This is a genomic window from Phytoamicus setariae (assembly GCF_016722925.1).
In the GTDB taxonomy this organism is placed as follows: domain Bacteria; phylum Pseudomonadota; class Alphaproteobacteria; order Rhizobiales; family Rhizobiaceae; genus Rhizobium_E; species Rhizobium_E setariae.
Genome location: NZ_JAEQNC010000004.1, coordinates 140,619 through 165,887, shown reverse-complemented (window position 1 = coordinate 165,887; position 25,269 = coordinate 140,619). Strand labels below are relative to the sequence as shown.

24 protein-coding genes are annotated in these 25,269 nt (G+C 57.9%); 9 read left to right on the top strand and 15 right to left on the bottom strand.

Going from position 1 to position 25,269, the window contains the following annotated elements; translation table 11 throughout:
- Window positions 1-15: 15 nt before the first annotated feature.
- From JJB09_RS08480 to JJB09_RS08430, 12 genes are all read right to left on the bottom strand, one after another.
- Window positions 16-1,122, bottom strand: coding sequence for an ABC transporter substrate-binding protein (locus JJB09_RS08480; RefSeq protein WP_201656034.1), 1,107 nt, complete (start codon window positions 1,120-1,122; stop codon window positions 16-18).
- 242 nt (window positions 1,123-1,364) lie between these two features.
- Entirely contained in the window at window positions 1,365-2,693 is a 1,329-nt protein-coding gene (gene aptA / locus JJB09_RS08475; RefSeq protein WP_201656030.1) for an omega-aminotransferase AptA, read from the bottom strand.
- Between the two features lie 379 nt (window positions 2,694-3,072).
- Complete coding sequence (locus JJB09_RS08470; RefSeq protein WP_201656027.1) at window positions 3,073-4,194, bottom strand: DUF2333 family protein; 1,122 nt, start codon at window positions 4,192-4,194, stop codon at window positions 3,073-3,075.
- Window positions 4,195-4,196: 2 nt separating this feature from the next.
- Window positions 4,197-5,486 carry a DUF6638 family protein gene (locus JJB09_RS08465; protein ID WP_201656024.1) on the bottom strand — a complete coding sequence of 430 codons (1,290 nt, stop codon included), beginning with the start codon at window positions 5,484-5,486 and terminating at the stop codon, window positions 4,197-4,199.
- A gap of 12 nt (window positions 5,487-5,498) precedes the next feature.
- On the bottom strand, window positions 5,499-5,573 hold the full coding sequence (locus JJB09_RS27030; RefSeq protein ID WP_343229005.1) for a type II toxin-antitoxin system RelE family toxin: 75 nt from the start codon (window positions 5,571-5,573) through the stop codon (window positions 5,499-5,501).
- Complete coding sequence (locus JJB09_RS08460) at window positions 5,546-5,767, bottom strand: type II toxin-antitoxin system RelE family toxin (RefSeq protein ID WP_343229006.1); 222 nt, start codon at window positions 5,765-5,767, stop codon at window positions 5,546-5,548. The genes JJB09_RS27030 and JJB09_RS08460 overlap by 28 nt, the downstream gene beginning before the upstream one ends.
- Window positions 5,751-5,984, bottom strand: a complete 234-nt coding sequence (gene relB / locus JJB09_RS08455) for a type II toxin-antitoxin system RelB family antitoxin (protein ID WP_201656021.1) — start codon at window positions 5,982-5,984, stop codon at window positions 5,751-5,753. Before relB ends, JJB09_RS08460 begins: the two co-directional genes overlap by 17 nt.
- A 66-nt stretch (window positions 5,985-6,050) precedes the next feature.
- Window positions 6,051-7,967, bottom strand: a complete 1,917-nt coding sequence (locus tag JJB09_RS08450; RefSeq protein WP_201656018.1) for an AAA family ATPase — start codon at window positions 7,965-7,967, stop codon at window positions 6,051-6,053.
- Between the two features lie 257 nt (window positions 7,968-8,224).
- Window positions 8,225-9,370 carry a hypothetical protein gene (locus tag JJB09_RS08445; protein ID WP_201656015.1) on the bottom strand — a complete coding sequence of 382 codons (1,146 nt, stop codon included), beginning with the start codon at window positions 9,368-9,370 and terminating at the stop codon, window positions 8,225-8,227.
- Window positions 9,371-9,384: 14 nt separating this feature from the next.
- Window positions 9,385-10,269 (bottom strand): prohibitin family protein, encoded by an 885-nt coding sequence (locus JJB09_RS08440; RefSeq protein ID WP_201656012.1) that lies wholly within the window; start codon window positions 10,267-10,269, stop codon window positions 9,385-9,387.
- Window positions 10,270-10,338: 69 nt separating this feature from the next.
- Window positions 10,339-11,427 (bottom strand): coiled-coil domain-containing protein, encoded by a 1,089-nt coding sequence (locus JJB09_RS08435; protein WP_201656010.1) that lies wholly within the window; start codon window positions 11,425-11,427, stop codon window positions 10,339-10,341.
- Window positions 11,428-11,664: 237 nt separating this feature from the next.
- Entirely contained in the window at window positions 11,665-12,051 is a 387-nt protein-coding gene (locus JJB09_RS08430; protein ID WP_201656007.1) for a c-type cytochrome, read from the bottom strand.
- 219 nt (window positions 12,052-12,270) lie between these two features.
- On the opposite strand from JJB09_RS08430, the gene JJB09_RS08425 reads away from it, so the two are divergent.
- The 5 genes from JJB09_RS08425 to JJB09_RS08405 all read left to right on the top strand — a co-directional run bounded on the left by JJB09_RS08425 (window position 12,271) and on the right by JJB09_RS08405 (window position 16,441).
- Window positions 12,271-13,221: a choline ABC transporter substrate-binding protein gene (locus JJB09_RS08425; RefSeq protein WP_425523698.1), complete on the top strand. Its 951-nt coding sequence runs from the start codon at window positions 12,271-12,273 to the stop codon at window positions 13,219-13,221.
- Between the two features lie 77 nt (window positions 13,222-13,298).
- The gene (gene choW / locus JJB09_RS08420) at window positions 13,299-14,174 is read left to right on the top strand and encodes a choline ABC transporter permease subunit (RefSeq protein ID WP_201656004.1); all 876 of its coding nucleotides are present in this window, start codon (window positions 13,299-13,301) and stop codon (window positions 14,172-14,174) included.
- Window positions 14,171-15,205 carry a choline ABC transporter ATP-binding protein gene (choV, locus tag JJB09_RS08415; protein WP_201656001.1) on the top strand — a complete coding sequence of 345 codons (1,035 nt, stop codon included), beginning with the start codon at window positions 14,171-14,173 and terminating at the stop codon, window positions 15,203-15,205. Before choW ends, choV begins: the two co-directional genes overlap by 4 nt.
- Before the next feature lie 56 nt (window positions 15,206-15,261).
- Window positions 15,262-16,011, top strand: coding sequence for a HugZ family pyridoxamine 5'-phosphate oxidase (locus tag JJB09_RS08410; protein ID WP_201655998.1), 750 nt, complete (start codon window positions 15,262-15,264; stop codon window positions 16,009-16,011).
- Window positions 16,012-16,123: 112 nt separating this feature from the next.
- Window positions 16,124-16,441: an ArsR/SmtB family transcription factor gene (locus JJB09_RS08405; protein WP_201655995.1), complete on the top strand. Its 318-nt coding sequence runs from the start codon at window positions 16,124-16,126 to the stop codon at window positions 16,439-16,441.
- A gap of 65 nt (window positions 16,442-16,506) precedes the next feature.
- On the opposite strand, the gene JJB09_RS08400 is transcribed toward JJB09_RS08405, so the two are convergent.
- Together JJB09_RS08400 and JJB09_RS08395 are read right to left on the bottom strand one after the other, a co-directional pair.
- Window positions 16,507-17,316, bottom strand: a complete 810-nt coding sequence (locus JJB09_RS08400) for a helix-turn-helix transcriptional regulator (protein ID WP_201655992.1) — start codon at window positions 17,314-17,316, stop codon at window positions 16,507-16,509.
- 465 nt (window positions 17,317-17,781) lie between these two features.
- Window positions 17,782-18,312: a TIGR00645 family protein gene (locus JJB09_RS08395; protein ID WP_201655989.1), complete on the bottom strand. Its 531-nt coding sequence runs from the start codon at window positions 18,310-18,312 to the stop codon at window positions 17,782-17,784.
- A 246-nt stretch (window positions 18,313-18,558) separates the two neighbouring features.
- Here JJB09_RS08395 and JJB09_RS08390 point away from each other — a divergent pair, with 246 nt between their 5' ends.
- From JJB09_RS08390 to JJB09_RS08380, 3 genes are all read left to right on the top strand, one after another.
- Window positions 18,559-19,455: a COG3904 family protein gene (locus JJB09_RS08390; RefSeq protein ID WP_201655986.1), complete on the top strand. Its 897-nt coding sequence runs from the start codon at window positions 18,559-18,561 to the stop codon at window positions 19,453-19,455.
- Window positions 19,456-19,550: 95 nt separating this feature from the next.
- Window positions 19,551-20,480 (top strand): bestrophin family protein, encoded by a 930-nt coding sequence (locus tag JJB09_RS08385; RefSeq protein ID WP_201655983.1) that lies wholly within the window; start codon window positions 19,551-19,553, stop codon window positions 20,478-20,480.
- A 169-nt stretch (window positions 20,481-20,649) separates the two neighbouring features.
- Complete coding sequence (locus JJB09_RS08380) at window positions 20,650-22,329, top strand: formate--tetrahydrofolate ligase (RefSeq protein ID WP_201655980.1); 1,680 nt, start codon at window positions 20,650-20,652, stop codon at window positions 22,327-22,329.
- A gap of 82 nt (window positions 22,330-22,411) precedes the next feature.
- On the opposite strand, the gene JJB09_RS08375 is transcribed toward JJB09_RS08380, so the two are convergent.
- Complete coding sequence (locus tag JJB09_RS08375) at window positions 22,412-23,173, bottom strand: extensin-like domain-containing protein (RefSeq protein ID WP_201656811.1); 762 nt, start codon at window positions 23,171-23,173, stop codon at window positions 22,412-22,414.
- A gap of 193 nt (window positions 23,174-23,366) precedes the next feature.
- On the opposite strand from JJB09_RS08375, the gene JJB09_RS26605 reads away from it, so the two are divergent.
- Window positions 23,367-25,028 (top strand): M10 family metallopeptidase C-terminal domain-containing protein, encoded by a 1,662-nt coding sequence (locus JJB09_RS26605; RefSeq protein ID WP_246748625.1) that lies wholly within the window; start codon window positions 23,367-23,369, stop codon window positions 25,026-25,028.
- Window positions 25,029-25,269 lie beyond the last annotated feature (241 nt).

Below are 25,269 nucleotides of genomic sequence, written 5' to 3'. Positions count from 1 at the left end.
CTGCAATGCGAAGGCTTATTCGGCCGGGACGATCTTTCCGCCTTCCCACTTGTAGAGCGAGAAGCTCTGCGAGGTCATGTCGCCAGTCTCGCCATACGTCACAGTGCCGATTGCCGTGGAGATCGGTTCGCCGGTCTTCAATGCGGCTGCGACGGCCTGAGTGTCTTCGGCGGTCTTTGCCTTCTCGATGCCGGCCTTGATCACCTCGACGGCGGCGTAGGCATTCAGCGTGAAGGCTTCCACGGGGATGTTCTTCGCAGTCAGCGCATCGGCGGCAGCCTTGGAATCGGGATTCTTCGTGGCGTCAGATGCGTTGGTGAAGATCGTACCCTGAGCGGAATCGCCACCGATGTTCGAGAACTCGCTGTTCGACAGGCCGTCGCCGCCGATGATCAGCGCCTTAACCGCGATGTCGTGCAGCTGGCGGGCCAGCAGACCACCTTCGGGATGATAGCCACCGAAATAGATAACATCGACATTTTCCGCCTTCAGGCGGGTCGTCAGTGCGCTGAAATCCTTGTCGCCAGGGGTCAGAGCTTCATCCAGAACCTCGGTGACGCCGCCCTTGTTCAGCGTAGCCTTGAAAGCGTCCGCAAGGCCTTTGCCATATTGGCCCTTGTCGTTGATGATGGCGATCCGCTTGTCCTTGTATTTGTCGAGCACGAATTTCGCGGCCACTTCGGCCTGCTGGTCGTCGCGACCGCAGGTGCGCAGAATGTTCGTCAGTCCGCGTGCGGTAAGGGCCGGCGCGGTGGCCGTCGGCGTCACCATCAGCACGCCGTTTTCAGCAAAGACGTCGGAGGCGGGGACGGCGACACCAGAGGTCACCGGGCCGACGACGAAACGGATGCCATCCCCGACCAGCTGGTTGGCGGCGGAGACGCCCTGCTTGGGTTCGCCCGCATCGTCGGCAAACTTGATCACGACTTTCTCGCCGAGGATGCCGCCCTTCTTGTTGATCTCATCGACGGCGACCTGTGCGCCGTTCTTCACCTGATCGCCATAGGCCGCGACCGGGCCTGTCAGTGGGGCAATAACACCGATTACGATATCGGCGCGCGCGAATGTGGCAAATGCCAGGGTGGCGATAAGGGCAGTGCCCGTCAACAATTTCAGCTTCATGATCTACTCCTTTGCATGCCGCTATGATGGGAGCCATTCGCCGCGATCGGTTGCCGTGCAGGCAGGCGAGGCGGGATGGCAGGAAATTGGGCGGCCGTGCATTCCATGGTCAATTTTGCCCTGCCTTTTTATACAACGGCAAGCAGGGCCTATCTATGTCGCGGATGCGGCAATCAGTCAAAGGCATCCGCCGGGTTGCGAGCCCTTCGCCACGGGTGGCGAAGGGTAATGTCTGCGTTCAATCAGGCGTTGGCGATCAACACTTCGCGCAGCTTGCCGAAAAGCTCGTCGATATGGCTCTTCTCGATGATCAGCGGCGGCGAAAGCGCGATGATGTCGCCGGTGGTGCGGATCAGCAGGCCCTTTTCATACGCCTTGAGGAAGGCGTTGAAGGCGCGCTTGGTTGGTTCGCCGGCGATGGGTGCGAGTTCGATCGCGCCGATCAGGCCGATGTTCCGGATGTCGATGACATGCGGGCAATCCCTGAGCGAATGGATCGCGTCTTCCCAATAGGATGCGAGTTCGGCGCCGCGGGTGAGCAGGCCTTCTTCCTTGTAGGTGTCCAGCGTGCCGAGTGCGGCGGCCGAAGCGATCGGGTTGCCGGAATAGGTGTAGCCGTGGAAGAACTCGATCATGTGCTCCGGGCCGTTCATGAACGCATCATGGATCTCGGAGGTGACGAACACCGCGCCCATCGGGATCACGCCGTTGGTCAGGCCCTTGGCCGTGGTGATCATGTCGGGCATGACGTCGAAATACTGGGCGGCGAACGGCGTGCCGAGGCGGCCGAAACCGGTGATGACTTCGTCGAAGATCAACAGGATGCCGTGCTTGGTGCAGATTTCGCGCAGCTTCTTGAGATAGCCCTTCGGCGGCAGGATGACGCCGGTGGAGCCGGCGACCGGTTCCACGATAACAGCAGCGATAGTCGAGGCGTCATGCAGGGTGACGATACGCTCGAGTTCGGATGCGACGTCGCCGCCGAATTCCGGCTCGCCCTTGGTGAAGGCGTTCTTGTCCGGGAAATGGGTGTGCGGCATGTGATCGACACCTGTCAGCAGGGTGCCGAACATCTTGCGGTTGCTCACGATGCCGCCAACTGAAATGCCGCCGAAGTTGACGCCATGGTAGCCGCGTTCGCGGCCGATCAGACGGGTGCGCGAACCGTCGCCCTTAACGCGATGGTAGGCGAGTGCGACCTTCAGCGCTGTTTCGACCGATTCCGAACCGGAATTGGTATACAGCACATGGTTCATGCCTTCGGGCGCGATATCGACGAGACGGTTTGCAAGCTCGAATGCCTTGGGATGGCCGAGCTGGAAGGCTGGGGCGTAATCGAGTTCGCCGGCCTGTTGGCGGATGGCTTCGGTGATTTTCGGGCGGCAGTGACCGGCATTGACGCACCAGAGACCCGCCGTGCCGTCGAGCACTGTGCGGCCGTCATGCGTCTGGTAATACATGTCCTTGGCACTGACGAAGAGCCGCGGCTCCTTCTTGAACTGGCGATTGGCGGTGAAGGGCATCCAGAACGCCCGCATGTCGTTGGGCGTTGTGTTGAGGCGGTTCGACATTTTTTTCTCCGAATTGGCCGAAACTCTACGCAAAACGTTCCGATTAACCGCTGAAAGTGCCACTCAGGCGGCAAGCAGAGCGGTTTTTTCGTTGATTTTGCAAGTGGATGCCAACCTATCAAGCGCTTGGCCATGGTCAATACACCGCCGGGGTATAGCAACGAATTTCATAAGTTATCACAGGAATTGATTTTTGACGCGGCCGGCCACTTTACAAGTCCGGCGCAAGATTCGTGTGACACTCATCGCAACCGGAAGGGACAACCACTGGTGGGGCAAACACCACTGGATTTTCCTTCCAAAAGGCGGCAAGCCAAAAACCAACTCCGTTTCCCAATGACCGGGGAAACGGAGTTTCTGTTTGTCGTCGCCTGGGATCCTACCGATCTAGGACGTCGCGAATGTCGACGAGGTTGTTGCGCGCATTCAGCAGATAAAACCCTTGCGTCGCCAAGTGGGTCGGCATGATCCAGCCATCCTCGCGGCCGTTGGAGATGATCGCCGGCTGGATGTTGAGCGCAGCGCGGAAACGACCGAGCATCTGCTGCCAGAGCTGGCCGAGATTCTTTTCTGCGATGACCGGAGCAAAATCCGAGCGCGCGGCCGTCAAGATCGCGTAATAGCCGTACATCTGGCCATAGGCGAACCAGAAGCGATCGTCAGCACGGGTATCGAACCAGCCGGCATTATACTTTTCCGAACGCTCCTTCAGCATGGCAGAGGTGTTGCCAAGGTCGTTGGAAATGCGGTCGAGGAACTGCAGCAGATTGTCGGCGCGTCCGTCGAACGTTACCTGGCAGTCTCCGAGTTCCTTGTTAAAGTCGCGCAGTTCGGTGATCGCCTGCCGATATATTGCCGGCGTCGGCGTACGGAACCCGAATGGCGAGAAGCTGATATACCAGGATTCCTCGTTGTATTGCATGTTCTGGCGTGCGTCCTGAAGGTTCCTGTTCACCCCCGAGGTGGCGCGCACGCGCGCCAGCGTATCAACCAGTTCGATAGTCGTGCGGCGGACGGTCTGGTTCACACCGCGCTGGAAGCTGGCCTTGTTGTCGAGGAATGGCGTGCTGTCCCAATCGAGGCCGAACAATCCCGCCTTGTAGGTCGGCATGGACGATATCCAGCTGTTCTGGTTGACCTCCATATCGATCAGACCGGCGGCGACATCGACAATTGCCGAGGTCTGGCACTTTTTCGGCGCAGCCGCATCGGCATTGGGAACGTCGGCGCCAGCGGCCAACTTGCGATCGCCGAACTTGTAGTCATTGACGAAATCCGGATTGAAGCCTGTCCAGGCCTGGGTCTCCCAGATGAAATGACCATAGATCCCGACAAGCAGCAGCAAAAAGAGGCCGACGATCGCCTTTAAGATCATGCCGCGCGAGGCGTACCAGCGGCTGGCACTGAGAAACGGATACAGGATCCATGCAATGACCATTCCTACGCCGCGGCCGATGGCGCTGAAAATGCCCTGTATGAACTGGATGATCGGGTCAAGCATGGTCAATCCTCTTTGATGCCGTACAGGCCTCGGCGGAAGGCCGATTTGTCTTGGAGATATGTGCTCTCAAGGGTCTTCACAACGTGTTCGCGAAACTTTTCCGAGTATCGCTCATATGCCTCGTAGAAGCCCTGCTTGTCGAAGATGAACCGCGAGACGAAATCATAGGGCTGCAATTGCGACAGCAACCGATTGACCAGCCATTGGTCGGGGTGGGTTGGCTCGGCGCGAACGAGCAGGAAGCGATAACGGGCGGCGACGTCGGGCATGCGGATGCTGCCCGTGGTGCTGACGAGACGGTACATCTCGTTGAGCAGGGGATAGCTGCCGTCCTGCGAGACGAGGTTGGCGTTCATATGCGCCCAGGTCTGCAGCCAGACCGTGTCGGCCCGCTCCGGATCGAAATTCGGGTCGTGATCGTTGGCAAGACCCAGCAGGATCATCCGCATGCGAAGCTGATAGAGTCCCGACTGCTGGATCCACGACGCTTGCGGCAGCTCCAGGCGTTTGGTGCGGGCCAGGAAGCCGTAGATCGTATCGAAGTCGTCGATGTCGATATAGGATACCTGCCAGGGGCGGGCCTTGCGGAAACCCGGTGCTGTGGACGAGCAGATGACCGTCGTGTTGCGGCCATCGTGAAAGACATAGACGCCGCCGAAATGGTTGGCCCAGAAGGCGTCGTGCCTGAACACCAGCTGGTCCGGCACCAGGGTGTTCTGCCTTATGTCGCCGGTGAACTTGGCGAGCTCCACCATGCGATTGAGCATGTCGTCGTCGCGCCAGGCATCGGGCTGGGCGATGAGGCGGTCGGAAAGCTGGCGCAGTTCGGCGGCCTTGCCAAGAATATCTTCGGCCGAGTGAACCTTGAACGTCACTTCGTTGATCGACAGGAGATCTTCGATGTGGTCCACGACCGCCACCGAATCCTCGATCTCGCCGTAAAGCGCGTCCTTGATCGTCACCGCACTGATCGCGCGCGCATTGGCGTGGAAGAACTCATGCATCAGGCCGGCGGTGTTGGAAAAGCTCGTATGCACCACCGGCAGGAATTCCTGCTCGGGCGTGAGGATGATGAAGCGGCGGTTGACGCGGTTGGGGTCCAGATAGTCCCGGTCGCCGAGTTCGTCGGCGATCTGCGGCGAAAATCCCGTCATGTCGATGTCGAACTCGGTCAGCGCGGTCTGTTTGAGCCCGAACGCATCCAAAGCCTTGTTGTACCGGCCAATCAGGTGCGGTTCGGTGACCGGCAAAAGCCGTCCGTAAATCAGTTCTGCTTCCAGCAAGCGTTTCATACGGTGCCAGTTCTATCTATAAATTTCACGACGGTGCCCAATTTCGATGATGAGGACTACTAGCCTATTGTCCTGGAGGCGGCAGATAATTCTGAAGTCTCCGACCCTGTATCGCAAAGATTCTTGAATTGCTTGCCAACCAGCGCTTTGCCGATTCGTCGTGGATCATCGGTGCCAACCAACCGCTCGCGGAGAAAGTCGCGGATGCGCACGGCGTCACTTTTATTGATTTTTCCGAGCTGCTTTTCCGCGTTCGCATCGACTTCAACTGTCCAGACCAAGTCTGCGCTCTACCTCTTCCAAGGTATATGTCCTGCTTTCCCCGGCCTCGATCTTTCTTAGAACCTCTTCGGCGCGCATGACGTCCTCAAGGTCTTCGATGTGCTCGAGAATAGCTTCGGAGATGAAATCGGTAGGTGTTTGTCCTGTCGCATCGGCGAGCAACTTCAAACGCTCGAAAACTTCCTCCGGCAACTGTATCGCGGTCTGGATGGTCATGGTTCGCTTCTCATCGGCTCGGGGACGTAACGAAAAGATATCCGGATTGTCGCGACATCGCAAACACTACGCATTCCACCTGCCGTCCCGTTTCATCTCCTCGATCTCGCGAATAGCCTTTTCGCGCTGCCGCTCGCGGCGGATGATGTCGTTGATCGCGGCGTCGTCGGATTTGTCGGTGTAGCGGAATTCCGAGTCGGCGTAGCGGTTGATCTCCTGCAGGATCATGTCCATTGTGATCGGCCCGCGCAGGTCCTCGATCATCGATTTCTTTTCGTCGTAGGGCTTGTGCATGAAGGTCTCGGGCTTTTCGAACCAGTCGTCCGGTAGCTCCACGTCCATCGCCCGCATCTTGACGGCGTCGGTGATGTTTTTGACCGCGCGGCCGGTGAAGCGGGGTTCGGCCAGCCGGATCATGTGCAGGTAGGTGCCGACATCGGCGATCGTCTTCAGGCTGCCCTTGTCCTTCTGGAACCGATCCCAGACGGCTGCCAGGCCCTCTTCGTGCGGCTTTTCGTGCGCCTCATAGGTCTCGGAAACGGCTTTGGTGATTTCCTGATTGGCATAAAGCGCATGGTCGCCGAGCGGGATCGTGTGGTTCTTGCCGGCAAGCAGCGCGAAGATGTCGATATAGTCCTCGCGCGACTGCGGCCCGTCCACCAGCCAGCGGGCGCCGGCGCGCTGGCGCAGCGCGTCGTCGACATTTTCCGGATAGTTGGAGAACATGCCGAAGGTGGCATTGCCGCGCACGACGGTCGATGCGCCGGCAAAACTCTCCATCAGCACGGCGGTGACTTCCTGCTGGCCGGCGGAGGCGCGGTCGTCGGAGCGTTTTGCGGCTACCTGGTCGACATCGTCGATGGTGCCGAAGCCGATGGTTTTCGGGTTCAGGATATTGTTGATGAAGTCCTTGCAGTTCTGGCCGGACTTGCCCTGATAGGATGAAATCTGGTCGACGCCGAAGTTCTCGTAGTGGAAGGCGTAGCCGGCGATCTCGCAATAGTCGTTGATCAGGCCGGCGATCATCTGGATCAGCGTCGTCTTGCCAGTGCCGGGCATGCCGTCGCCGATGAAGGTGAAGAGGAAGCCGCCCAACTCGACGAACGGATTCATCTGCCTGCCGAAATCGTAGGCCATGATCATCTTGGCAAGCTTCATGCCTTGATACTTGGCGATGTGATTGCCGATGACCTCGTCCGGCTTCTTGAAGGTCATGGTCAGCGGCTTGCGCTTCTGGCCGGGGGTGACATCAAACCCGTTGAGGTCGAAATCGTCCTGTTCGATGCGAATATGGACATTTTCGAAGGCGGCAAGACCTGTGAAGCGCGCCTTGCGCGAGGTCAGGCCGGCGATTGCCACACGGGCGAAGGCGCGCGCACGGCTGATCAGCGCCAGATCATCAGGCGCACCCTGAATGGCGCGATCCAGCCCGGCAATCATCGATTTGGCCGCATCCTGCGGCGTGTCGAACAGGAAATCCGGTTCGGGCACGTCCTCGGCGGGTTCGCCTTCGCCCGGCAAGGTGACCGAGAGATAAGCGGCGATCGAAAAGGCGGTGATGTAGGACGCTGCTGACAGCAGGCTCTTGAAATTGTCGGCGTCGGGCCCGGTCAGCGGCGCGCTTGCATTGCGTGCCTGCAGGCCCTCCAGATTGGTCTGACGGCTGAAGACATCGGCAATCGCAAGCCCCACCATCACGCCGCGCCGGGCGCGAAACAGCAGCGTGTGCTGGTTGGGCGACAGCATCTGGTCGGCCGCGCGCACCTGCTGGATCGTGCGGGTCAATTCCACCTCACGGGTGCGGCGCACCGAGCCGGTGGATACGGTGGAGACAAAGCGGCGACCGGTGCCGGCAAGCGCTGTTCCGGCAGTTCCGCCGTCGTTTTCGAGAACGACGATCTTGGTGACGAGGCTTTGGGCGGTCGCCAGATGCTTGGCGATGTCATCCTCGGGGATTGCCGTCAGACCGGTATTCAGGGACATGGGGCTTTTCCTTTTCTCGATCAGTCGGGGCAGGGATGTGCCCTTCGTCTGGAATATTTGCACTCGGTGGGGTTACCCCTCACCAACTTCGGCCAAGGGTTCACTACGTTCACCCGGCCTTCGTATCCTCGCCCACAGGGGGGAGAGGTCAGTCTGCGGCACCGCGTTGCCACGCGGGAAAGCCGTTCTTGTGGCACTTTACCTCTCGCAGCCGATCGCTGGACGCGCTTGCTGAGGGGTACCATCAGCGCAATGCGCTAGACCTCGCTCGTGACCTGGTTGCCGGAAATCACATGCACCTTGTAGCCGGCGAAGATGCTCGCGGCCTCGCCCGAGGCATAAAGCGCGGTATAGGCTTCATGCGGAACCAGTGCATGTTTCTCATAGGCGCTGACGCCCATCCGGGAGGCTTCGAGATCGGTCGTATCGATATGGAATTCCTGGGTCGCGGGCGTGGACGAGAAAAAACCCTTCTGAGCCGGAATTTCCTTCTTCGAGAACACTTCCTGCACGGTCCAGGTCATCAGCCAGGCGTTTTCCGGCTTCTTGACGCGCGAAAGGATGCCGTTGATCGTCGCATTGTTCTCGGTGATGCCCGCCGAATAGAACGGGCCCAGCACGACCCGCCGCATCTGCTTGGGGTGCAGGGTCGGAAAATCCTTGTCCATATTGGTGGCGATGGTGACCGGCGACAGAGCGTAGCTGTTGTTGCGGATGACGAAATCGTCGAAGCGGGCGGCGAGTTCCGGATTGAGGAAGCCGCCGACGGGCAGGGGGATGTCGATATCGGTGTTGAGCGTGCCATCGCGCGTCACCAGCATGCGCGCCATGTTCTCGGAGGAGTCCTCGATACGGGCGATATAGATCATCGGCAGCGTCTGGCTGCCGTCGAAGGCTGCCCAGTTGACGATGCAGGACGGCCGCTGGTTTTCCGGATTGACGGTGACGGCGGAGGTCTCCGGCAGGATCACCGGCGAAAAAACGTCGCCCTTGACCACTTCCTCCAGATAGAGCCGTTCTGCCATGCGCGATTGAAGCGTTTCCGGAAAAGCCTTGGTGCGCAGGATGAAATCCACCATCTCGGCGCGCAGCTTGGCAGCCTCGGGCAGGGCGGAAAGCCGTTCGGGAGCACTCTTGCGGTCGATCTCCAGTTCCAGAACGTTCTGGTACACAGGAAAACCGGATTCGGCCCGCGAGATGCGGAAATGGTCCATGAAGCCGATCTTGTTTTCCCAGCAGCCGAGCGACGTCTTCAGCCGCTCGACATATTTCATGATCAGCGTCGCGGTCAGGTCCTTCATAGACTGGCCACGGTTCACGTCATCAAGATAGAGTTCCAGGCCGTCAAATGCCGATCTCACGGTCTGGAAATACTGGCCGACGGATGGTTCGATGGCATTCATTTTCTCTGTCCGAATTACTTTACGCCGATGAAGGGCACGGTAGAGCCGGGAACCATGGTCGACGGTAGGCGGCCGTCCCATTTTTCGGCGGCGGTGAGACTGATAAGCGAGGGGTTGTCGCGCAGAGCGGCACCCTTGGCGCTGATGGCATCGGCTTCGGCCTCGCCGGCAAGACGGGTTGCTGCGGCGTTGGCCTCAGCTTCGGCGCGCGTGGCATCGGCGCGGGCATTTGCCTGGGTCACGGTGATCTGCGCCTGCACCTTTTCGCGTTCGGCGTTCTGGCGAAGCTTCTGCACTTCCACCTCGGCCAGCATGCGGTTTTCGATCGACTGTTCGTAGGCGTCGGAGAAGTCGATGTTTTCGATCTGCACGCTGTCGATGATCACAGGCCCCTGGACCGATTTGCGGATCGCCTCTTCGGTTTCCGCGTTCAGTCGTGAGCGCTCCTGTATGGCGGTGACGGCGTTGAACTGCCCGAACACAGTCTTTGTCTGCTCGAACACGCGCCGGTCGATCAGGCGGTTGACCACGCCTTCCTCGCCGCCATATTCCGCATAGATCTTCTCCACCTGATCGGCCGGCAGCCGGTAGTTCACCGACATGTTGATCACAGCTGCCTGCTGGTCGCGTGAATAGGCAGCGACCTGATCATAGATCTGGGCGCGGCTCTGAACGGAAATCTTCACGACGCGATCGATGATAGGCAACTTGAAACCAAGGCCGGGTTCAGCCGTGCCGGCGATGGCGCCAGTGCGCAGCACCACACCGCGCTCACCTTCGTCGATCGTATAAAAACTGCCGCCGAATACGACGAGGGCGGCCACGGCAATGGCGCCGCCGACAATCGCGGTCGACAGGTAACGTTTTCTGGGCGTCTCCACCGCAGAGTTGTCAGGCATAGGATCCTCCCGAGGGGCGCGCGGACGGGCTTTTGCCGTCCGCTGGAGTTTGAACATCGGCTGACGCTCTTACTGTTTGACGTAGTTGGCCGAGTTGTGCTTGTCCATCACGGCTTGGAAGCGGCGCGCGAATGCATCGTCGGCAAGTTTCTTGCGGCGCTGGATATCCTGCGACGACAACATGTTCTTCTCGTGCATTTCCAGGAGGTCGCCGATGTGCTTCTGGGAGGCGGCGCCAATCCCGGCCATGGTTTCCTCGGCGGCAGTGTCTACCTGGCTGCCGAGCGTGTTGATCTTGTGGGCGACATCCTGCTGGGCTGCAGTCTTCAACGAATCTTCCAGCGCCTTGTAGAGCACGATGCGCTGCTCGGTATCGATGGTCAGCTTGTTGATCAGCGTGTTCTGGGCAGCGATCTGGTTGTTGAGCGAATCGACGAAAGTCTGGAACATCGAGGTGTAGCGCTCGAGTGTCTGGCTTTCCGCCAGCAGCTCCTGCTCCTTGGCCTGCCGTTCGTTGTATTCGGTTGCCAGTTTGGAGCGCTCTGCCTCAAGGTCGGTGCGGGCGATCTGGTCGGTGCTGGCGGCAATCTTGTTTTCGATGTCCAGCAGCGCCGGGTTCAGTTCCTCGATGCGCTTCTGGACGGCTTCGAGATTGGTGATGGTGTTCTTGCGACGCTGGATGACCTGGATCAGATTGGCTTCGGACGTCTTGTAGCGCTGGTCGAGAATGTTTTTCTGTTCCTTCAGCATGCCGACGATGGAATCGGACTTGGCAAGCAGTTCCTGCAGATTGCCGGCGAGCGACATGTTGCGGACGCGCTCGGTGCGCATGCGCGTTGCCTGCTGCTTGGAGAAGATGCCGATGAACTTTTCCCAACCGGTCTGGCTCTTCATGCTCTCGAATTCGGAGCCGAAAACGTTGGTGGCGTCTTCCAGGCCGATGATCAGGTCGGCGATATTGCCTTCCATGACCTTCTGCTGGTTGATGACATCCTGAATGCGGGCATTTTCAATGTCGAAATTGGCGGCGCCGATTTTCGTATCGGCCTTGGCGAACTGGTCCAACACACCGGTTGAGGCATCGAGCTTGCCGCGCATGTCGTTGATGGTCGAACGGGTCTTTTCGATTTCTGCATCGAAGGATTGCAGCGTGGCCATGGTCATGTCCCCTTGGTCCGCGGAACGCGGAAGTTGAAAATTAGCGCTTGGCGAGACAATATCGATTTTTGGGCTATTTGAAACCCGTTGACCGATTTCTCGCAAAACCTTGAGGTTGGATCCTCGTGCGTGTTAATTTGGTGCCACAGGCGTGACGCGCAAGGGTAAGGGATTATTCGCTTTCAGAAAATCGACCGAAAGCGTTGCTCCAAGCCTCCTGCGCGCCAGACCGCACGCTTATTGCGCCGAGGCGGGGTCCTTGAGATAGGCGATGATGTTGGCGACATCCTCGGGTTTGCGAAGGCCCGCAAATGCCATGGCTGTGCCGGGAACCACATCGCGCGGTGCGGGCAGGTAGATCGCCAGTGTCGCTTCGTCCCAGACTTTGCCATCGCTGGCAAATGTGCGCATGGCATTGGAGTATCTGAACTCTGCAATACCGGCTACCGGTCGGCCCACGACGCCGAACAGGCTTGGGCCCGTGCGGTTCTTACCCTCGTCGATACTGTGGCATGACATGCATTTCCTGAACACGATGGCGCCCTTCGTCGGGTCGCCTCCGGCATATGCCGTTTCAGCAATCAGACATAGCATGCCGATACCGACCAGGAAGATCCTGTCCATGGTTTTTGCCCTCTTCGTGCCACGCGTGAAGCATATAACAGATGGCATTGGAAGTGACAGCGAATCCTGTAAGGAACGAGCCGATCTGGCGAATTTGCGACGACATTGCGATCCGCGACGAGTTAGGGTCGTTAATCGGCATGTCGACGCCGCCTATCCGCTTGAATTTGATTCACAATGATGCTTGGCTAGTCCATCAAAAAAAGAGGGAGAACTTGCATGAAAATGATGATTTCCAAAACTGCCCTGGCGTTGAGCTTGTCGCTCGCGGCGTTTTCAGGGGCGGCTTATGCAGCAGAACCCGATAGCTGTGCGACGGTTCATTTTGCCGATGTCGGCTGGTCCGATATTGCCGCAACCACGGGTACGGCATCTGTCGTTCTCAAGGCGCTCGGTTACGAAACGGATGTGAAAGTGCTTTCGGTGCCGGTGACCTACCAGTCGCTCGCCAACAAGGATATCGACGTCTTCCTCGGCAACTGGATGCCGACAATGGAAGCGGATCTCAAGCCCTTCCGCGAAGCCAAGACCGTCGAGGTCGTCCGTGAAAACCTCGAAGGCGCGAAATATACGCTGGCCACCAACGAGGCCGGCGCCAAGCTCGGCATCAAGGATTATGCCGATATTGCCAAGAACAAGGATGCGCTTGAAGGCAAGATCTACGGCATCGAGCCGGGCAATGACGGCAACCGGCTGATCCTAGGCATGATCGATGCCGACAAGTTCGGTCTGAAGGGCTTCGAGGTGGTGGAATCCTCCGAGCAGGGGATGCTGGCGCAGGTTGCCAAGTTGAACGGCGATGCAAAGCCGATCGTCTTCCTCGGATGGGAACCGCACCCGATGAACGCCAACTTCAAGCTTACCTATCTGTCCGGCGGCGATGACGTCTTCGGTCCCAACTTCGGTGGGGCGACGATCTACACCAATGTTCGCCAGGGCTATACCAGCGAATGCTCCAATGTCGGTGCTTTCCTCAAGAACCTGAAGTTCTCCCTGCAGATGGAGAATGAAGTCATGAAGAAGATCATCGATGGCGGCATGGAGCCTGAAGCGGCTGCCACCGAGTGGCTGAAGGCCAATCCGGCTGCCTTCGAACCCTGGCTTGCGGGTGTTACCACCCGTGATGGCGGCGATGCAGTTGCAGCCATCAAGAGCGCTCTGGGCGTCTGAGTCCGAATGCATGGAGCGGCGAAAGCCGCTCCAATGTTCATAAGGGATGGTGACGCTTTCGAGCGCGGGGGAGATTCATGGATTGGCTGACGCAATATAAAATCCCGATCGGGGCGGGGGCCAAGACGGTCGTCGATTGGCTTACAACCTCTTTCAAGGGGCTTTTCGATTTCATAGCCTTGGTGCTCGGCTCCTCCATCAACGGGATTCTGACGCTCCTGCAGGCGCCCTACCTGAAGGGGACGGGGCTGGACCATTTCTATCCCCTGTTCGTGATCCTCGCATTTACAGCCATCGCCTGGTACTTTCGGCGCTCGGTCGGTGTGACATTGTTCACCCTGCTCGGATTGCTGCTGATCTACAATCAGGGTTATTGGAAGGAGACGATGGAAACGCTGGCGCTGGTTCTGGCCGCGACAGGTGTGTCCATGGTCGTCGGCGTTCCGATCGGCATCGCGGCTGCGCGCCGCCCCTGGCTCTACTCGATCATCCGACCGATTCTGGATCTGATGCAGACGATTCCGACCTTCGTCTATCTCATTCCCGCACTTATACTTTTCGGGCTCGGTATGGTGCCCGGGCTGATAGCCACGGTCATCTTCGCTATTCCCGCGCCGATCCGGCTGACGCGGCTCGGCATCATCTCTACGCCGCCGTCTCTGGTGGAAGCCGCCGAGGCTTTCGGCGCAACCAAGCAACAGGTACTGACCAAGGTCGAGCTGCCATTTGCCCAACCGCAGATCATGGCTGGCCTGACCCAGACAATCATGTTGTCGCTTTCAATGGTTGTCATCGCGGCGCTCGTTGGCGCGCCGGGACTGGGGGTCCCCGTCCTGAGAGCGCTCAACTCCGTGCAGATTGCCAAGGGGTTCGATTCAGGATTCTGCATCGTCATCCTTGCAATCATCCTCGATCGCATCTTCCGTTCTTCCGATGACGAGGTGTCTGCATGACCGCGGTTCAATTCGACAATGTCTCGATCATCTTCGGCAACGATCCCGGCCGTGCTCTTGCTATGGCCGACAAGGGCAAAACCCGCGACGAGATCAGTGCTGAAACCGGTCTGGTGCTGGGCGTCGCCAATGCGTCGCTCGACATCAAGGAGGGCGAGATCCTCGTGCTGATGGGCCTTTCCGGCTCGGGCAAGTCGACGCTGCTGCGCGCTGTCAACGCTCTCGCCCCCGTCGTACGGGGCGAAGTCAAGGTGTTTTCCGGCGGCAACACAACCAATCCCTATAAATGCACTGGCCAAAATCTGCGTGACCTTCGCATGCACACCGTATCGATGGTGTTTCAGCAGTTTGCGCTGCTGCCCTGGCGTACTGTGGCCGAAAACGTCGGATTCGGACTTGAGCTGGCGGGCGTATCCGAACCTGAGCGCAAGAAACGGGTCGGCGAACAGCTCGAACTCGTCAATCTGTCGAAATGGGCCGACCGAAAGGTGCAGGAGCTCTCGGGCGGCATGCAGCAACGGGTGGGCCTTGCGCGGGCCTTTGCGACCGGCGCGCCTATCCTATTGATGGACGAGCCGTTTTCGGCACTCGATCCGCTGATCCGCACGCGTTTGCAGGATGAGTTGCTCGAATTTCAACGCCGTCTGAAAAAGACGATCCTGTTCGTCAGTCACGATCTGGATGAGGCATTCCGGATCGGCAATCGCATCGCCATCATGGAAGGCGGCCGCATTGTCCAGTGCGGCACCCCACAGGACATTGTGCGCAATCCGATCAATCAGTATGTCGCCGATTTCGTTCAGAACTTGAACCCGATCAACATGCTGACGGCGGCCGATGTGATGCGCCCTGGCACCGATCTAAGTGCCACCGTCTCCGGTACGGCCACGCCCGATGCGCGACTGGTTGATGTTTTGGATGCCATGGCGCGCCAGCCTGGCGTGGTCGGTGTGGTGGACAATGGCAATGTCGTTGGGGTCATATCGGCGCAGGACGTCGTCAACGGCCTGACTCGCCATCGCAAGATGTAGAGCGTGTCATGGCCCCGCCGGCGGTGTCGGCGGGGCATCACAAACGGAACGTTGCCATGGCCGACAGACTATCTCCGATACGGCCGACTGACGCCGAGGCCCTGCGACTTGCACGCACACTGTTGAGGGGCGCGCGCTTCGGCGCGCTTGGGGTCATCGAGCCGGAAAGCGGCTATCCCTTTGCCAGCCGGGTGCTGCTCGCCACCGATGCAGACGGAGTGCCCGTCATGCTGTCTTCTCAACTTTCGACCCATACAAGAGCCGTGCTGGCGGACCCGCGTTGTTCGCTGCTGGTCGGAGAGCCGGGCCGGGGTGATCCGCTGGCCTGGCCGCGGCTGACTGTCCTTGCCGAGGCCGAACGCGTTGCTGAAGATAGCGAATCACGTGTCCGCATTCGGCAAAGATTTCTCAATCGCCATCCCAAATCGAAACTCTATGCTGATTTCGGCGATTTTTCATTCTTCCGACTTGTGCCAAAATCGGCAGCAATGAACGGTGGTTTCGGAAAGGCTTATAAAATTTCAGGCGAAGAGCTTGTGATACGAAACAAAGCTACACACGCTATTGCAGCGAATGAGTTGCACTTTATTGACCAGATCAACGGGCTTGGAGAACGAGTTCCGGATTTACTGGTGAAGCACTATTTCAAAGAAAAAACAGATAATTGGCGGATCGTCGGCGTGGATGTCGAAGGGGTGGAACTCGCGCGAAAGGAGAAAATATTTCGCGTGCAACTTGACGCGTCTGTCGAGGATCCTAACGCGCTGATTGATGTGTATTCAAGAATTCTAAAAGACATACGCTAAAATTAGTAATGTACAGACATCAATTTCGCTTGTTAATATTTTTTCGTTGAATATCAAGACTGTGGGGCAATTCATTGAACGGTCAGCCAATGGCTGCGGGGAACTTATTGCAATGAAAATGAAGAAATTATCTGAACATTCCAATCCGGCTGCTGCCTTGCTTTCGGCAATGGCAAATCCAAAACGACTGTTGATCTTGTGCAACCTGGTGAATGGTGAAATTCCCGTTGGCGTGCTTGCCAACCAGGTTGGGCTTAGCCAGTCGGCACTTTCTCAGCATCTGTCCAAATTGCGGGCTCAGAAGCTGGTGAAGACGCGTCGCGATGCGCAGACGATTTACTACTCGAGCAATTCATCACAGGTGCTCACGTTGCTTGCGGCTCTCGAAACTATCTACGTCGATACCGAACTCAACAAGAACGCTGCCTGAAAAAGGGATGCGGCGCCGGACCTTTGATCCGGCAAGCCGCATGCGAGCACAACGGTCTCTGCTTATCAGCTGATGATGCGCATCCTGAGCGCTTTGGCGACGAGTTGCGTACGATTGACGCAATCGAGCTTCTTGAACGCGTTGTTCATGTAAGCATTAATGGTGTGATCCGACAGGGACATGATTTGGCCGATCTCGGAAGAGGTCTTGCCCGTGGCACTCCATCTTACGACGTCCAGTTCGCGTTCTGTCAAACCGCACGGATTGTTACGCAGCGGATAGCGGGCCCTATCGTAGGCTTCAAATATGTGCATGCCCAGCATTGCCAGATCGTTGATCTCTTCCTGCTGCATCATCTCCCGATCGCCATCGAAGCGCATCAGATGACGCGCTCCATCTATGGAGGACAAGGGAAACAGAATTCCTCCAGTCAGGCCATACTCGCGATAGAGCGCCAGCACTGGCGGCTCCTCGGCATTCATCAGCATGAATTGCCTCGCGATCTGTTGATGGGACCATGTCACAGGTAGAATGGAGCTGCGCGCCGCATGGAAATACTGGCAGTTATGCGCCGGGCAGACTTGATCGAACTTCTGGAAGAACGGCAAAGGCAACGTCGATTCCAAAATCAGCGCGCCGATCGTACGGTCGGTCTTGGCAGGCATGATCATCAGGCTGGCGTGAGAAAAGCCGAATGCGGACGCCAGCTCAAAAAACGCTAGTGCCAGATCAGCCTTGGAATTGCCCTGCGCGATTGCACGATAAAGGTGCTGATGGCGTTCTCCCCCCGAGTTTCGCATCACCTTGCACGCACCACAACTATAATCACCGTACACCCCCCAAAAAAGTATCGCGCCGCTGTCATGATTTGGCATCTAGCAGCGGAAATACTGCCACAAGATACCCAGTCGCACGCGAATTCATCTCCAATATTCCGGGAATTCGTTTTTGTATTGTTCCCGAACTTGAAGTGCTCTCCATATTTATTTCTTGATAGGCACGGAGGGCATGAAATGCAGTACTTGCAATAGCTGTGATTTACATGTTTTTTTATCGTTTTTATATGAAATTGAAGCTACACTAAATATTTTTAGCTAACCGATACGGTCTTTGCAAATGTTTTTTATGATATCGAAAGGCCAGAACTTGGAAATGGTCTTTTCGCCATCCCGCGCGGAGCCGGCCTCGTTGTTATAAATGAAGAAGAGCTGTCGATGTCCGCGGAATACTGCACGAGTGACTGGGGGGATAGTTGAGTTTCTTGCCGCAGGCGTACGGCGTGGCCGGTCATTATTGCCTTAGCGAGCAGCCGGCGTGCCGGCTGCGCCTGCAAGACTGGGTCAAAGCCCCTTGTCTGCTTCCTTGGACTTGTCCTTGAGCGAAGTCATGATGCGCTCCAGCACCCCGAGGAATAGAGCCGACACCACAAATGCCAAATGGATCGAGGTCAGCATGATCAGCTTGGATGTCTCGTACTGATTGACGTTGAGGAAGACCTGCAGAAGGTGGATCGAGGAGATCGCTACGATCGAAGAGGCAACCTTGATCTTCAGGCTGCCGGCATCCAGTTTGCCCAGGAACGAAACATCGGAATCGCCTTCTTCGTCGAACCTGCTGACGAAGTTTTCGTAGCCGGAGATCATTACCATGACGATCAGGCTCGCCACCAGGGCGGCGTCGATCAATCCGAGCATGGCAAGGATCATATCGGCTTCGTCATAAGCGAAGACATTCTGTGCCACCTTCCAGAATTTGTAAGCAAAGGAAACGGCATAGACAGCCAGGGCGGCGACCAGCCCCAGATAGAAGGCTACGAGAATCCAGCGGCTGGAAAGGATGATGCGTTCGACAAACAGTTCGAGCGATTTCATTCGTGGCGGTCCTGACTCCAGTTTTCGGGTTGTTTTCTCTTAGCCAACCGATTTGCGAAGTGCAATGCTGCGATGCGGTATCCAGATGCGCCGGTTAATGTCATGTCTTGCATATTTGCCGCCGGCGACACATTGTGGGCGCTGGTCCAACATGCGTATCTGTCTGCCGGTCAGCAAGTGAAGCAAAACATTTTTGAAGCTCTCGTCCCTCTGCTCTGCATATGCCGAAAGTCGGTGGCGGTGTTCATGGTCTGCTTATCTATCTCGGCAGTGGCGATGGCGTCGGACAAGAAGCCCGTCAATCCTTTCGATGAACCGATGGTTTTTGCTATTGTACGGAGCAATGCAGGTTTCTGCGAGCCCAATTGTCCGGAATGGATCTATGCTGAGGGCCAGATCGATGCAAAGACGCCTTCGCGCCTCAGGAAGGTCCTGAAGCAGGCGGGTGAACGCAATCTGCCTCTGCTGATCGTGTCTCCTGGCGGTAACGTCCATGCCGCAATTGAAATGGGGCGAATTGTTCGCAAGCGAAAAATGGTGGTGCAAGTCGGCTTTACCGGCTTTGCCGGCTGCCGCCCGCGCGACCAGGGCTGCAGGGGAGACGGACCACTACCGGGCGAATTCCGGGGAATGGCACTTGTTCAGGGTGCATTTTGCTGGTCGGCCTGCCCGCTGGTGCTGGCCGGCGGCGTAAGGCGGCTCTCCGATCCGGCCTCGATGACCGGCGTTCATCAAGTCACCACGGTCTATCAGCGCGAGAAGGTATTCTATCGCGAGCGGTTCCGGGTCGTGAACGGCGAACGCAAGCTCGTCAGCCGCAAGATCGTCAATCGGAAGAAGGCGGGCACGAAGGTCACGACCACGCTGCCGAAATCCACCCGCAAACTGCTGACCGCCTATTTCCGCGACATGGGTATCGACAGGGTGCTGCTCGATGCAATGCTTTCCACGCCGCCCGACAAGATTCGCAGGTTGTCGCCGGACGAGATGTTGAAGATGCGCCTCGTCACCGAGGTCACTGCGGGAGACCTTGTCGTGGATCCGCAGGTTTGTGGGCAAAAGGGGGCGCCGGACTATTGCATCATGAGAAATCCAGCGCCCAGAACGGTTGTCACGGCCCAGGCTCCGCCGGTGCAAAATTGATCTCGCTTTATTGATCCATTCGCGTCGCAATCATAAGCGTCCGGATGTGCCGGTCGCGATAAAGTGCGACGATTGCTGACATCGAGGCCTATTTCATGATCGTTCGACCGCGTCCGAATTTCCTGCAGCTTTTCTTCATTCTCCGCGGCTCGATCATTCCCGATATTGTCGGGCAAATCGTCTGCACAGCACTCATCGCCTGCGCGGTTGTCGGCGCTCACAGGCTCTGGCCACAGTTCGTTCCGGTGTTCGACGGGGCGCCGTTCGCTCTCGTTGGCATCGCGCTGTCGATCTTTCTCGGTTTTCGCAACAACGCCTGCTACGACCGCTGGTGGGAGGCGCGCAAGCAATGGGGCGAACTGATTTTCCTGACCCGCAACTTCGCGCGCCAAAGTCTGGCGCTGGAAACAATTCCCGGACACGATGGAATAGAAAGTCGCGGCAGGCTGGTGCGGCTCGCCATTGCCTTTACTTGGGCGCTTGCCCGGCACCTGCGACCATCGTCGGCAAGCCGTTCCGACTCCTCTTCCTGGTTGAGTGCCGATGACGCGGCCGCAATCGAAGCCAGCCGCAACAGGCCGGATGCCGTGTTGAGGCTTATGGGCCGTGAACTCGCTCGACTGCGCTCCACAGGTGCGATCAGCGACATCCTGTTTCAGACGCTGGATGGAACGCTGTCGCGAATGGGGCTGGTGCAGGCTGCCTCCGAACGGTTGTCCAATACGCCGGTCCCGTTCGCCTATACGCTGCTTCTGCATCGCACGGCCTACGTGTTCTGCTTTCTGCTGCCATTCGGTTTTGCCGACATGCTTGGTTGGGCCACGCCATTTGCCACAGCGCTTGCGGCTTACGCATTTTTCGGCCTGGATGCGCTCAGTGAGCATCTCGAGGCGCCGTTCGCCGATATTCCCAACGGGCTGGCGATTTCTGCCATGGCGGAGACGATCGAAATAAATCTCCGGGAGTCGCTTGGCGAGACCAATCTGCCGCCTTTGCCACAGGCGCGCGCCTTCATTCTGATGTAGCAAGCAGGGCGGAAAGTGGACCCAACTCAAAAAAGTTGCGTATTGTTCACTCCGCGACAGCCTTTGGCGCTGCTTTGGAGCTTGCTTCGGGCCACATTTGGCTTATACCTCAGGAAAGTATATTTCCTGTACTGAAACTTTTGAATGGCAAATGGGAGGCATTACATTCATGTCAGAGGTGAAATCCGATATCGAGATCGCTCGCGCGGCGAACAAGAAGAACATCATGGAAATCGGCGCCAAGCTGAATATTCCAGCCGAGCATCTTCTGCCCTATGGCCATGACAAGGCGAAGATTTCCGCCGAATTCATCGCCGCCCAGCGCGAGAAGAAGAGCGGCAAGCTGATTCTCGTCACCGCGATCAACCCGACGCCGGCGGGCGAAGGCAAGACGACGACGACCGTCGGTCTTGGCGATGGCCTCAACCGTATCGGCAAGAAGGCAATCGTCTGCATTCGCGAAGCCTCGCTCGGCCCATGCTTCGGCGTCAAGGGCGGTGCTGCCGGCGGTGGCTATTCCCAGGTCGTGCCGATGGAAGACATGAACCTGCATTTCACAGGTGACTTCCACGCCATCACCTCGGCCCACAACCTGCTTTCGGCCCTGATCGACAACCACATCTACTGGGGCAACGAGCAGAACATCGACCTCCGCCGCATTGCCTGGCGCCGTGTGATGGACATGAACGACCGCGCGCTGCGCGAAATCGTCTGCTCTCTCGGTGGCGTGGCCAACGGCTATCCACGCGAAGCAGGCTTCGACATCACGGTTGCTTCCGAAGTCATGGCAATTCTCTGCCTGTCCATGGACCTCAAGGATCTCGAAAAGCGCCTGGGCAACATCATCATCGGCTACCGCCGCGACAAGACCCCGGTTTTTGCCCGCGACATCAAGGCCGACGGCGCCATGACCGTGCTGCTCAAGGACGCGATGCAGCCGAATCTGGTCCAGACGCTCGAAAACAACCCGGCCTTCGTGCATGGCGGCCCGTTCGCCAACATCGCCCACGGCTGCAACTCGGTTGTCGCCACCACGACTGCGCTCAAGCTCGCAGACTATGTCGTCACCGAAGCCGGCTTCGGTGCCGACCTGGGTGCCGAAAAGTTCTTCGACATCAAGTGCCGCAAGGCCGGTCTCAAGCCGGATGCAGCGGTCATCGTGGCAACTGCGCGCGCGATGAAGATGAACGGCGGCGTCAAGAAGGAAGACCTCGGCCGCGAAAACATCGAAGCCGTCCGCAAGGGCTGCGCCAACCTCGGTCGCCACATCCAGAACGTCAAGAAGTTCGGCGTTCCTGTCGTTGTCGGTATCAATCACTTTATCTCCGACACCGAAGGCGAAATCCAGGCGATCAAGGACTTTGTGGCAACGCTCGGCGCCGAAGCCGTGCTCTGCAAGCATTGGGCCAAGGGCTCGGCTGGCATCGAGGATCTCGCCAACAAGGTCGTGGAACTGGCTGAATCCGGTCATTCGCAGTTCGCGCCGCTCTATCCTGACGAGATGCCGCTGTTCCAGAAAATTGAAACGATCGCCAAGGACATCTACCATGCCGGCGAAGTCATCGCCGACAAGTCTGTCCGCGACCAGCTGCGTGCCTGGGAAGACCAGGGCTATGGTCACCTGCCGATCTGCATGGCCAAGACGCAGTATTCCTTCTCGACCGACCCGAACCTGCGCGGTGCGCCGGAAGGCCATACGGTTCCGGTTCGCGAAGTGCGTCTGTCTGCCGGCGCCGGCTTCATCGTCGTCGTCACCGGCGAGATCATGACCATGCCGGGCCTGCCGAAGTCGCCTTCGTCGGAGCGCATCTTCCTCAACGATCTCGGCCAGATCGAAGGTCTGTTCTGATACTTCTCTTCCTGGGGTCATTCTCGGCTCAACAAGGCTGAGGATGCCCCGAAAGGGGAACGCTCCGCGATCTATGAGGAGGCTACCAGCAATAGCGGTAGCCTCCTTTTCTTTGCAGGATATCCAGGTGCAGATGCGTTTCGTGGGCTGCATCGCTGCCGGGGTCGAGAACGGTGGTGAAGTGCAGGCATGCCGCTGCGGTGATCGCGCGCTGAAATGCTCCATCCATGGTCGAGTCTTCCATGCGCGGTTCGATGGAGAAGGTCTTGCCACTCCTGAAGGTGAATCCCGCCACGTCGACCGCGTTGCCGCGTGCATGCTCTGAGATCTTGCCGTCCTTTGCGCCGTTACGGTTGCGGCAGACGTAGCCGGATGCCTGATTGATCGCTGCGAGCGTTTCCTTCGGCCTTGCTACCTTCAGGGAAGGGACGACGGCTTGGGCAGTCCATTCTGCAAGCTTCAGCGCCGTCGCGCAGCGCAACAGCGCTTTCGGCTTGAGTGAAACGCCGCTCCCCAGCGAGGTGACCGTGACGGGAAGGTCAATACCGCAGCCGTTGCCATCGTCGATGCGGTCAGATTGCTCGAAGATGACACCGAGCGACCTGAGGTCGGCGAGACAAGCGGCAAACTGCGCTGGGTCCTCTGTCTGGATTTGGACAGGTTCTTCGACTTCCACCTGGCTGTCGGGTTTGCTGGCATCAGGCACCTTCTGCCGCTCATCCGGCTGATCTGCCGGTGCTTTTTCCTGACCGGGCCGACTGATCGGCACCGGCCCCTGTTCCGGCAGGGTTACTCCTGTCGATAATGAGATTGCTGCGAGGAGAACAGGAATTTGTCTGAAAATCGCAAAACCCTCGGATTAAACATCAGGGCTTAAACGTCGTTCAAACGGGAGAGTTTCATCGTTTCCGAACATTGGGGCAAAGAGAGTGCCATTTTTGGTTCAATGCATCCGCTGCTTGCAAATGAACGGCAAATCAGTTTCCTTCCCGCGAAGACTCAAAACAATTGAATGGACATTTCGGTAAGGGATTGACATGGCAACTTTGACGACGAAGCCCAATCTGGCTCCTCTGCTCGACTCCATCACGAGAAACAAGATCTGGAACGCGACGGACGTTCAGTACTATTTCGGCGGGAAGAATTCGCTGGCGCTCGATGGCGAGTTTCGCAGTGCGTTCCGCGCTTATATGGGTGGCAACACGCCGGACGCCCAGTTTGCCTACGAGAGGTTGGCGACACGAGCGTACAGCATGATCGACTCTGTCACTGCGCTCGATTTTTCCGAGACGCGAAATGCCCGCCAGGCCGAGCACGTCCTTGTCAGCGCCAACAGGCCGAATGCCGATCTCGAAGGCTTCTTCGAGTTTCCGGGCAATTCCACTCACGATGGAACGGGAGGCAGGGACGCCTGGTCGATCGGTGCCTTCAACAGCGGCTTTTCTTACATGCGCACGCGGCCGGAAGCCGGTGGTGGCGAATACGCCAACTGGACCGTATTGCACGAGATTGGCCACGGGCTGGGGCTTTTGCATACACATCAGGAAAAGAGGGGCCTGCCTGCACTCCCGACCGTAGGCCGATACATGAACAACGAGCGCTATTCTGTCATGTCCTATAACGGCGCATCGGATGGCCTCGCTTATGGCCATGCCGTCAGCTTCATGGCGCTGGATGTCGCATCGATCCAGGCGCTTTATGGCGCCGAAACCAACGCTGCAGGTGCATCCAGCTATTCGTTGATGAATCCCAAGGGTGGGCCGATGAGCCTTCGCGAGGGCGATGTTTCGATCGGGCGCGCCTATTACTGCATATGGGACTCCGGCGGCGAGGATACTGTCAACTATGAGGGTGCCGGCAGGGCTGTCATGATCAACCTCAACGATGCCACGCTCAATACACGCAACATAAGTGCCGATCTGCAGGAATTGTTCCAGCAACTGAAAGCGTCGGACTTCTACCTTATGATGTCCAAGGCTCTTCGGGCTGATATCATGAATGAATGGCACCATGCCGGTGGGTTTTTCTCGCAGGTTCTCGACTACACCATAATGGGATACAAAGGCCTCGATGGCGGCTTCAGCATCGCCAACGGAGCGGAAATAGAGAACGCAATCGGTGGCAATGCCGGTGACTTGTTGATGGGCAATGAACAGGACAACAGGCTCGCCGGGCTCGGTGGGGAAGATACATTGCTGGGGTCGGCAGGATCCGACACCCTGCTGGGCGACAAGGGGGATGATTGGCTTGACGGCGGCACAGGCAACGACACGCTTGATGGCGGTACTGGGGACGATGCGCTTATCGGCGGTATTGGCGACGACACGCTTGATGGCGGCACAGGCAACGATACACTTGTCGGCGGTGTCGGCAATGACGTGCTTAACGGGGGGGCCGGCAACGATACGCTCGTCGGTGGCGCGGGTGATGACGTGGTTACCGGTGGCGCTGGATACGATCATTTTCTTTTCTCGACCGGCCACGGGAGCGACACGATTACCGATTTCGATGGGAGTACCGATACCATCGACCTGAGTGGGCTGTCCGGAGTGGTGGACTTCGAGGATCTTGTTGACAACCACATGACCAATGACGAGGTCAGCGGAGATGTTGTAATTACGGTCGGCAGCGACCAGTTGCGCATCAAGGGTCATCAGATCGCAGATATGAGCCCGATCGATTTCTACTTCGCCTTCTGATGATGCTGTGTCGTGTACAACACGCCTTGCTGAATCTCGGGGTGCCGATGCGTCGGCCCCCTTGTCAACGGCGAAAACTACGGTATTTGTAGTGTCCATGAACACGTCTTTGAACATTGGTGCATGGTGGTGGGCTCGCTGAAAACGCGGCCTCGACCAGTCATGTGAAAAGACACGACCAGGAAGCCGCCCGATCTGAGGCGGCTTTTTTCGTATCTGGCCGCGCGAGGTTCGGGCCAAC